We start from the raw sequence: 9,624 nt of genomic DNA, 5'->3' as shown, positions 1-9,624 counted from the left end.
GCGCGGCGTTAGCCCCTGATCCAGTGGTACCAGTTCCCGAACAGTTCGTCGCGGGGCATGCGACACCGTTATGCTGCGGGCAGTTCGGTGGGTTCGGTGAGGAGTGATTCGGCGTGGGTTGGACGTTCACCCCGGACGAGTTCGCCCACATCTGGCGGGAAACAGAGGTGGATCGCCACCCGTACCCGCTGCGCATCCTGGAGACGCCGCGGACCGAGCACGAGGCCGAGGCGCTGCGCGCCCAGCTGAATCAGAGCCTGCCGCTGCGCGCCGACCCCGATCTGTCCGCCTGCCTGCGGATCCTCGCCGATCCGCACACCAGGATCGTGGCCATCGGCGGCGCGCACACCCCGAACAGCGAGCTGCGGCTGCTGGCCTGCACGGTGTACGACCGCGCGGTGCTCGCCGTCCAGGAACCCGGCGCCCGACCCGATTTCGGCGGCCGCGTGCGCCTCTCGATCGGACACGCGAGCAAGCTCGGCAACCGCATCGCCGCGCTGCTACCGAAGACACCGGCCGGACGTGAACCTGCGCGCGCCGCGACCGCCGCCGCGGTCCGCGATACCGAGACCGTCGTCGCCACCCAGCCCACCGCGAACCCCATCCGCAGGCTGCTGCTCAAACCGCACACCGCCGAGGGCCACCTGCGCATCGAAGCGCGCCTGGATCGGGACGAACCGGTCTCCGCGATCCACTACACCTGGATCGATGTGCAGGGCGACGGGCGTTACCTGATCAAAGCGGGCGACACCGTGCACATCGTGCCCGCCTCGCCGGAACAGATCGCCGCGCAACTGCAGAAACGCATTCCAGCGCAGGCCAGGTGAGCGGCGTACCTCCGCCATCGCTGCGGCCACACGCGGGCTTTGGGCGGACTCCGCCCGGCCGCAACCATTAGGCTGAAGCGGACCGACCGATCCCCGGGGGTGCGCATGACGATCGAGACCAGCCGAGCCGATATAGCGCGGTTCAAGCAGGAAGCGCAGGCAGGCACCGTCAAGTTCGATCCGGACGCCGCGCGGCGGTGCGCCGAGATGTACGACCATCAGGCCGACCGGCTGATCTACTTGCAGCAGCGGCTCGAATCCGTAGCCGACCTGCAGGGATTCGGCGGGTTCGTCTCCTCGCAGCAACTACAGGCCGGTTTCGGGCACAAGGCACGCGACGCGGCGGAATTGCTCGACCACTACATCGAGGCCGCCTACCGCATGAAGGAAGCGTTCCTGATCAGCGCCGGACTCTACGAAGAAGCCGACGCCGCCAACGCGGCCGCGCTGCGCGCAGTGGAAACGAGGCTGCCCCGATGACAGGCACCGACCCCACCTACATCAACTCGATGGAGCACTTCGAGTCGGTGCCGCACGAGGAGATCTACGCCAAGGCCCAGCAGATCGACGCCGGGGAGATCCTGCGCGCCTCGGTCGCCTGGCTCGAGGTCGCCGCCGCACTGGCCAGCTCGATGCCGCTCACTCGCGGCAGCGTGGACCGCCTCATGAACGGCATGGAATGGGAAGGCGCCGCAGCGAACGCCGCCTACGCGAGCACCCGCAGCTTCGCCGCCTCCGTCGACGAGCTCAGCGCCGTCATGGGTCAGGTCGGTGCGCGGCTCGGCGGCGTGGCGGCCGCGGCCGAAGCGGTCAAGCTGGCCGTCGTGCCGCCCGGCAGTTCCGGGCCGATCGGCGCCATCGCACAACTGCTCGAGGCGGCGAACGTCATCGACGCGCAGATGGCGCAGGAGGCGCTGCGGCAGGAAGCCGTGCTCGCGATGAACATGGTGTACAAGCCCGCCTACACGATGGCGGGCAACGGCGTCCCCGCGCTGCCGGAACCGCCTGTGCTGCCGACCGTTCCGGACGCCGGGATGATCCCGCAGTCGCCGAACGGGTCGACGGAGTACGGGACGGAGACGCCGCGCGGATCGGAAAGCGTTCCGCCGGGAGCGGATTCGCCATCGGAACCGCCCCTCGATTCGGTGCCCGAACCATCGGCCCCGGAATCGCAGACACCGTCTCCGACCCCCGACGCGCCGCCGACCCAGGAAACCCCCGCGCCGCCGACCACTCAGGCGCCGCCCACCCTGGACGCACCACCGCCTACCGAGGAGACTCCAGCGCCACCACCTGCCCAAGCGCCGCCGACCTCGGACACCCCACCGCCTACCGAAGAAGCCCCGGCACCGCCCCCAACCCAAGCGCCGGACGCGCCACCCCCTGCCCAAGAGACACCGGCGCCGCCGACCCAGCAAGCGCCTCCGCCCACCCAAGACGCTCCGCCACCGAGCCAGGAGAACCCGGCACCACCACCCACCCTGGACGCACCACCGCCTACCCAGGAGCCCCCCGCTCCGCCGACCCAGCAGGCACCCCCGCCAACCCAGGACATCCCCGCGCCACCACCCACCCAGGAGGCGCCCCCGCCCCCGACCCCGGAACCGGAACCGGCTCCGCACTACGGCGAGACCCAGCCACTCCCCGACCCGGGCGGCCAGCCCGGCGTCACAGGCCCCATCCCGGAGGCCCAGAACCAAGGCTCCTCCCACACCGACCAACCCGGCGTGGTACCCCAATCCGGCACACCCAGCTAACCCCCGAACCGACACTCTCCACCCCAGAGAGTCGTCGCAGACCCTTCACACTCCTCGCACACGCCACAACCCCTGCGAGGAGGACAAACGATATGCGAAGTGCACGTGGCACTGGTGGCGCTGTGATGCCCGCGGGTTCGGATCGTTGCCACACACCGCTTGTACGCGTCACACAGCAGGTGAAGGTGTGAGGGGTACGCGCGGTGTGTGGGACGGCCGGGTGCGGGCCCAATCCCGGCGGCTCCGAACCAAAGCTCCTCCCACACCGACCAACCCGGCGTGGTAACTCGATCCGACACGGCCGGCAACCACCCAGCCCGCGCCACCCCACGCGGGACTTGGCGGCCCCTGCACCGCGCTCGTACCCTCCTACACCCGGTGCGAGGGGCACGACTCGACTACGGCCCGGCACCGCGCTTGGCAATGTGCGGTGCAGACCAACCGCTGTGTTCGGGAGAGTGGCCGCCTGTCGTCGATGCGGACACAGCGGGGGCGCAATGCATCGAGAAATGCTGCGGCCCAGTGCTTTACACGACTCGGCGAGGAGCCGAGTGAGCCGCAGTCCGGCTTGCTCCTAGGCGCGAAGCCGCGACCGGAACCAGCCTCCGACCCCATCCGGGACACCCGGAACCCAGGGCTCCACCCCAGCGAGTCGTCGCAGACCCTTCACACTCCTCGCAGACGCTACAACCTCTGCGAGGAGGACACACGGTATGCGAAGTGCACGTGGCACTGGCGGCGCGGCGCGCGGTTTCGGATCGTCGCCACATAGCGCTCGTACGCGTCACACAGCCGGTGGAGGTGTGAGGGGTACACGCCGTGTGTGGAACGGCAGGTTGGTTGATGGGGTGGGGAGCGGGTTCAGGTTTTGACCAGGTCGTCGGCGTGGATTACCGGGCGCTGCATGGTGTCCGGGAGTTCGGTGGTGGAGCGGCCGAGCATGGTGGACAGTTCGGTGCTGTCGTATTCGACAACGCCGCGGGCGATGAGGCGGTGATCGGTCGAGAGGAGGTCGACCACGTCGCCGCCGTAGAAGCGGCCGCGGACGGCGGTGATGCCCGCGGCGAGCAGGGAGCGGCGGCGGTGGGCGACGGCCTGCACGGCGCCGTCGTCGAGGACGAGGGCGCCGCGGCTGTCGGCCGCGTGGCGGACCCAGAACTTGCGGGCCGACAGGCGGACCGGGCGCGCGGCGAAGGCGGTGCCGACGGTGCCGGAGGCGAGCGCGGTGGCGGCTTCCTCGGCGGCGGCGAGCAGGACGGGGACGCCTGCGTCGGCGGCCAGTCGCGCAGCGGAGAGCTTGGAGGCCATGCCGCCGGTACCGAGCGCGCCGCCGCTGCCCGCAATGACGCCGTCCAGATCGGCGCTGCTGCGGACCTCGGGGATGAACTTGGCCGCGCCCTTGCGCGGATCGCCGTCGTAGAGGCCCTCCACGTCGGAGAGCAGGATCAGGGCGTCGGCGCCGACCAGGTGCGCGACGAGGGCCGCGAGCCGGTCGTTGTCGCCGAACCGGATCTCTTCGGTGGCGACCGTGTCGTTCTCGTTCACCACCGCGACCGCGCCGAGCGAACGCAGCCGGTCCAGGGTGCGCTGGGCGTTGCGATGGTGCTCGCGGCGGGAGAAGTCGTCGGCGCTGAGCAGCACCTGGCCGACGGTGCGGCCGTAGCGGGCGAAGGAGGTGCCCCACGCGTGCGCCAGCGCCAGCTGGCCGACACTCGCCGCCGCCTGCTTGGTCGCCAGATCCCTTGGGCGGCTGGACAATCCGAGCGGAGCGATACCCGCGCCGATGGCGCCGGAAGAGACGACGACGACGTCCGAACCCGCGCGCATGCGGGCCTCGACGGCGTCGGCGAGGCGGTCCAGCCGTGTCGTGTCCAGACCGCCCTTCAGGCTGGTCAAGGCCGACGAGCCGATCTTCACCACGACACTGCGCGCCGAGGCGATCGCCTGCCGCGCCTCACTGAGCCCGCCGGGCGACACCGCGTCCGCTAGCTCCGAATTCACCTGCGTCACAACTGAACTCCCTGTACCGCAACCGAATGTGCTGTCCGACCGGCCACGCCGGTCATCCACCCGATCCGCCGCCGGACGTTCGAAACCGTTCGGCGGCGGTCGTTTTCACGACTCGTCTTCGTCCTCGGCGACCAGGCCGCGGCGCACGCGCGAGGCGTGCTTGCGCTCGGCGGCGCCGACCCGGTCGGTCTGCTCCAAACGAACGTCGGTGCCGCGACCGGTGGGCACCCGGTCGATGCCCGCCGAGATCTGCGGCTCCCAGTCGAAGCTGACATCGCCGATGGTGACCGGTGCACCCGGTTCGGCCCCGAGGCGCACCAGCTCCTCCTCGACGCCGAGGCGGGCCAGCCGGTCGGCCAGGTAGCCGACGGCCTCGTCGTTGTCGAACTGGGTCTGGCGCACCCACCGCTCCGGGCGCGAGCCGCGCACGATGAAGCCGCCCGGCTCCTCCGGGTCGGCGATGACGCTGAAGCCGGACTCGTCCACCGCGATCGGCCGGATCACCGCACGCTTCGGCGCGGCCTTCGGGTGCGCCTCGCGGTATTCGCGGACCAGGTCGGCGAGCGCGAAAGTCAAGGGGCGCAAGCCCGCTCGGCTCACGGCGGAGATCTCGAAGACCGGCCAGCCGCGTTCGGTGAACTCGGCCGCTACCATCTCGGCCAGCTCGGCGCCGTCGGGGACGTCGGTCTTGTTGAGGATCACCACGCGGGGGCGATCGGCCAGGTCACCGAGACCGGCGTCGGCGGCGAGCGCGGGCTTGTACGCGGCCAGCTCGGCCTCGAGGGCGTCGACGTCGGAGACGGGGTCGCGGCCGGGTTCGAGGGTCGCGCAGTCGACGACGTGCGCGAGCACCGCGCAGCGCTCCAGGTGGCGCAGGAAGTCCAGGCCGAGGCCGCGGCCCTCGCTGGCGCCGGGAATCAGGCCGGGCACGTCGGCGATGGTGAAGGTGGTGTCACCGCTGGCCACCACGCCGAGGTTGGGCACGAGTGTGGTGAACGGGTAGTCGGCGATCTTCGGCTTGGCCGCGGAGAGCACCGAGACCAGCGAGGACTTGCCCGCCGACGGGAAGCCGACCAGACCGACGTCGGCGACCGACTTGAGCTCCAGAACGAGATCGCGTTCCTCGCCCTCCTCGCCGAGCAGCGCGAAGCCGGGCGCCTTGCGCGCCTTCGAGGCCAGCGACGCGTTACCGAGACCGCCGCGTCCGCCGCGCGCGGCGACGTAGCGGTTGCCCGCGCCGACCAGGTCGGCCATGATCTCGCCGTCCTTGCCCAGTACGACGGTGCCGTCCGGCACCTTCAGCAGCAGGTCGCCGCCGGTCTTGCCGTCCCGGTTGCCGCCCTCGCCCGGCTTGCCGCTGCCCGCCTTGGCGTGCGGATGGAAGTGGAAGTCCAGCAGGGTGTGCACGTTCGCGTCGACCTCGAGGATGACGTCGCCGCCGTTGCCGCCGTTGCCGCCGTCCGGTCCGCCGAGCGGCTTGAACTTCTCGCGGTGCACCGACGCGCACCCATGACCGCCCTTCCCGGCACGCACGTGCAGCACGACACGGTCGATGAATTTCGACATGGGTCGAATCATCCTCCTTCTGGGCTGGTCGTTCTTCGAGGGCTCGCGCTGATTCCCCGGCGGCTGCCGCCACGAGAACGCGAAAAGCGGGTCAGGGTGACATACCCTGACCCGCTCGGCTTTGTCTGGATCGGCTAGGCGGTCAGGCCTGAACCGGTTCCGGGACGACGATGTTGACGGTCTTGCGGCCACGCTTGGTGCCGAACTGGACCGCGCCCGCCTCGAGAGCGAACAGGGTGTCGTCACCGCCGCGACCGACGTTCACGCCGGGGTGGAAGTGGGTACCACGCTGACGCACCAGGATCTCGCCTGCTTTGACGGACTGGCCGCCGAAGCGCTTGACGCCGAGTCGCTGGGCGTTGGAATCGCGTCCGTTCCGGGAGCTGGACGCGCCCTTCTTGTGTGCCATAGCTGAGTCTCCTCGGGATGTCTTACTTGATGCCGGTGACCTTCAGGACCGTCAGCGGCTGACGGTGACCCTGGCGCTTGTGGTAGCCGGTCTTGTTCTTGAACTTGTGGATGCGGATCTTGGGGCCCTTGGTCTGCTCGACCAGCTCCGCGGTCACCGAACGCTCGGCCAGCTTGGCCGCGTCGGTGGTCAGTTCGGCGCCGTCCACCACGAGGACGGGCGAGAGCTCGACGGCGGCACCCGGCGCACCCTCGATCTTTTCGACCTTCACCAGGTCACCGACCGCGACCTTGTACTGCTTTCCGCCGGTCTTGACGATCGCGTACGTTGCCATCGGTCGGCTTCCTCCACTCGATGTCTTCTCGTGCTTCACTCACGCCACAGGTCGCGACGTGAGTTGTCTTGGCTTGTTGCCGCACGGGGCGCAAACCTCGCTGCGTCTGCAGCTTCGGGCGCATCGCCAGGCAGCGACCGTCCAAGGCTACCAGAGCCCCGGCCTACGACCCAATTCGACGGCTGGCACTCGCTCGGCAACCCTGTCACGCGCGGTTTTCACCGAGCTGTTCGACGCCGGAACGGATTCGGCCGGCCGCCCCTCTCGGGTTCGACCGGCCGAATCGCCACGATGCACTCAGCTGGGCGTATCGACCGGCGGGCCGGCGGGACGGCCGACGGCCCTGCGCCGCGGACGCCCGCGCTGCGGCAGTTCGACCGGCTCCGGCTGCGAATAGTCGACCGCGGGCGCGCCCTGGTCGGTGCTGGACAGCACGAACACCGCTCCGGCGCTGTCGGCCGCGGGCGCGGCCGCCGAACGCGCCACACGCCGACGGCGACCTGTCGGCCGGGGCTCCGGTTCACCGTTGGCAACCGACCTGTCGGAGGCGGCGACAGCGGCCTCCGCGACCGCCACCTTCTCCCGCACCGGCTCGGGCTCGGCGACCTCGGTCACCGGAACCCGCTCGGTCTCGGCGGCTGCGGTCACGACGGCCTCGGCCTCGGCGGCTTCTTCGGCCACCGCCTCGGCTTCGGCGGCTTCCTCGGCCACCGTTTCGACCTCGGCGGGCTCCCCGGCGACCGTCTCGACCTCGGCGGCCTCCTCGGCCAGCGCCTCTTCCGCGGCGGCCACGGCGTCGGCAACGTTCGCCGCCACCGCTTCGGCCTCGGTCGCCTCGGCGATCGCCTCCGCGGCCTCCTCGGTCTCGGCTTCCGGGGCGGTGTGCGCGGCCATGGCCAGCGCCACCGGATGCGCCCGCTTGACGGCGGCCTCTTCCTCGACCGCCTCGCTCGGCTGCGGCGTCCCGTTGGTGGTGACGGCCGCGGCGGCTGCGCCCTTGTCCCGGCCGCGACGGCGACGCGAGCCGCTCTCGCGACGGGTCGCGGTCTCCTCCGCGGACGACGGCTCCACCGGGTAGGTGTGCACCAGGATGCCCCGGCCGTGGCAGTGCTCGCAGGTCGACGAGAACGCCTCGACCAGTCCGGTGCCCAGCTTCTTGCGGGTCATCTGGACCAGGCCGAGCGAGGTCACCTCGGAGACCTGGTGCCGGGTGCGGTCCCGGCCGAGCGCCTCGGTCAGGCGGCGCAGCACCAGATCGCGGTTCGACTCCAGCACCATGTCGATGAAGTCGACGACGATCATGCCGCCGATGTCGCGCAGCCGCATCTGGCGCACGATCTCCTCGGCCGCCTCCAGGTTGTTCCTGGTGACGGTCTCCTCCAAGTTGCTGTTGCCCGAACCGGTGAACTTGCCGGTGTTCACGTCGATGACGGTCATGGCCTCGGTGCGGTCGATCACCAGAGTGCCGCCGGAGGGCAGCCACACCTTGCGATCGAGCGCCTTGGCCAACTGCTCGTCGATGCGGAAGGTCTCGAACACGTCCACGTTGTTGTTCTCGTGCCGGGCGACCCGCGCGAGCAGATCCGGCGCGACGGTGCGGATGTAGTTCTCGACCGTGCTCCACGCCCGGTCGCCCTCGATGACCAGCTTCGAGAAGTCCTCGTTGAACAGGTCGCGGATGACCTTGACCAGGAGATCGGGCTCCTCGTACAGCGTCTTCGGCGCGCCGCCGTCCTTCTTGGCCTGCTCCTCGATGGAACGCCAGGTGGTCTGCAGCCGCTCCACATCGCGGGCCAGCTCGGCCTCGCTGACGCCCTCGGAGGCGGTGCGGATGATCACGCCCGCGTCGGCGGGCACGATGTCGCGCAGGATCTCCTTCAGGCGCTTGCGCTCGGTGTCGGGCAGCTTGCGGCTGATGCCGGTGGAGGTGCCGCCTGGCACGTACACCAGGAAGCGGCCTGCCAGGCTGATCTGGGTGGTCAGCCGGGCGCCCTTGTGCCCGACCGGGTCCTTCGAGACCTGGACGAGCACCTGATCGCCGGGCTTGAGCGCCTGCTCGATCTTGCGCTCCTTGCCGCCGAGCCCGGCGGCCTCCCAGTTCACCTCGCCCGCGTACAGCACACCGTTGCGGCCACGGCCGATGTCGACGAACGCCGCCTCCATGCTGGGCAGCACGTTCTGCACCTTGCCGAGGTAGACGTTGCCGACCATGGAGGCCTGGCCGGTGTTGGTGACGAAGTGCTCGACGAGGATGTTGTCCTCGAGCACCGCGACCTGGGTGGCGGTCGGGTGTTCGGAGTAGGACTTCTCGCGCACCACCATCACCCGGTCGACCGCCTCGCGGCGGGCCAGGAACTCCGACTCGGTCAGGATCGGCGGGCGGCGGCGACCGGCCTCACGACCGTCGCGGCGACGCTGACGCTTCGCCTCGAGGCGGGTGGAGCCGGTGATGCCCTGCACCTCGTCCGAAGCGGCCCGGCTGCGGCTCTTGGTGCGCGGCTCGCGCTCGTGCACGACGGTGTTCGGCGGGTCGTCGTCGGCGGCCTCGGCCTCGCCGCCCTCACCGCCGACCTTGCGGCGCCGACGGCGACGGCGGCGGCGGCTCGCGCCCTCCGGCACCGATTCCTCGGTCTCGCCGTCGGCCTCGCCCTCGTCGGACGGCTCCGCGGCTTCCGGTCCCTCGGCGGCCTCGGCGGGCTCGTCCTCGGCGTGCTCGTCCTC

Annotated in this window: 8 protein-coding genes; 3 read left to right on the top strand and 5 right to left on the bottom strand. The window is 70.6% G+C overall.

The features are described from left to right. Window positions 1-113 precede the first annotated feature (113 nt). The 3 genes from NL1_RS17730 to NL1_RS17720 all read left to right on the top strand — a co-directional run bounded on the left by NL1_RS17730 (window position 114) and on the right by NL1_RS17720 (window position 2,584). On the top strand, window positions 114-827 hold the full coding sequence (locus NL1_RS17730; protein WP_067840759.1) for an ESX secretion-associated protein EspG: 714 nt from the start codon (window positions 114-116) through the stop codon (window positions 825-827). A gap of 105 nt (window positions 828-932) precedes the next feature. Beyond that, the gene (locus NL1_RS17725; protein ID WP_067840757.1) at window positions 933-1,307 is read left to right on the top strand and encodes a hypothetical protein; all 375 of its coding nucleotides are present in this window, start codon (window positions 933-935) and stop codon (window positions 1,305-1,307) included. Further along, on the top strand, window positions 1,304-2,584 hold the full coding sequence (locus NL1_RS17720) for a hypothetical protein (RefSeq protein WP_067840756.1): 1,281 nt from the start codon (window positions 1,304-1,306) through the stop codon (window positions 2,582-2,584). The genes NL1_RS17725 and NL1_RS17720 overlap by 4 nt, the downstream gene beginning before the upstream one ends. Before the next feature lie 861 nt (window positions 2,585-3,445). On the opposite strand, the gene proB is transcribed toward NL1_RS17720, so the two are convergent. The 5 genes from proB to NL1_RS17695 all read right to left on the bottom strand — a co-directional run. Next, the gene (proB, locus tag NL1_RS17715) at window positions 3,446-4,561 is read right to left on the bottom strand and encodes a glutamate 5-kinase (protein WP_067840834.1); all 1,116 of its coding nucleotides are present in this window, start codon (window positions 4,559-4,561) and stop codon (window positions 3,446-3,448) included. 138 nt (window positions 4,562-4,699) lie between these two features. Beyond that, on the bottom strand, window positions 4,700-6,160 hold the full coding sequence (gene obgE, locus NL1_RS17710; RefSeq protein ID WP_067840754.1) for a GTPase ObgE: 1,461 nt from the start codon (window positions 6,158-6,160) through the stop codon (window positions 4,700-4,702). A gap of 142 nt (window positions 6,161-6,302) precedes the next feature. Continuing rightward, a complete protein-coding gene (gene rpmA, locus NL1_RS17705) occupies window positions 6,303-6,569 on the bottom strand; it encodes a 50S ribosomal protein L27 (RefSeq protein ID WP_067840753.1) in 267 nt (88 codons plus the stop codon). A 22-nt stretch (window positions 6,570-6,591) separates the two neighbouring features. Further along, on the bottom strand, window positions 6,592-6,903 hold the full coding sequence (gene rplU, locus NL1_RS17700) for a 50S ribosomal protein L21 (RefSeq protein WP_067840751.1): 312 nt from the start codon (window positions 6,901-6,903) through the stop codon (window positions 6,592-6,594). 297 nt (window positions 6,904-7,200) lie between these two features. After that, on the bottom strand, window positions 7,201-9,624 hold a 2,424-nt coding region (locus tag NL1_RS17695; RefSeq protein ID WP_067840750.1), incomplete at its 5' end, for an Rne/Rng family ribonuclease.

The sequence above is a fragment of the Nocardia lijiangensis NBRC 108240 genome, assembly GCF_001613045.1.
Lineage (GTDB): Bacteria > Actinomycetota > Actinomycetes > Mycobacteriales > Mycobacteriaceae > Nocardia > Nocardia lijiangensis.
This window is presented reverse-complemented; position numbering and strand designations above follow the sequence as displayed.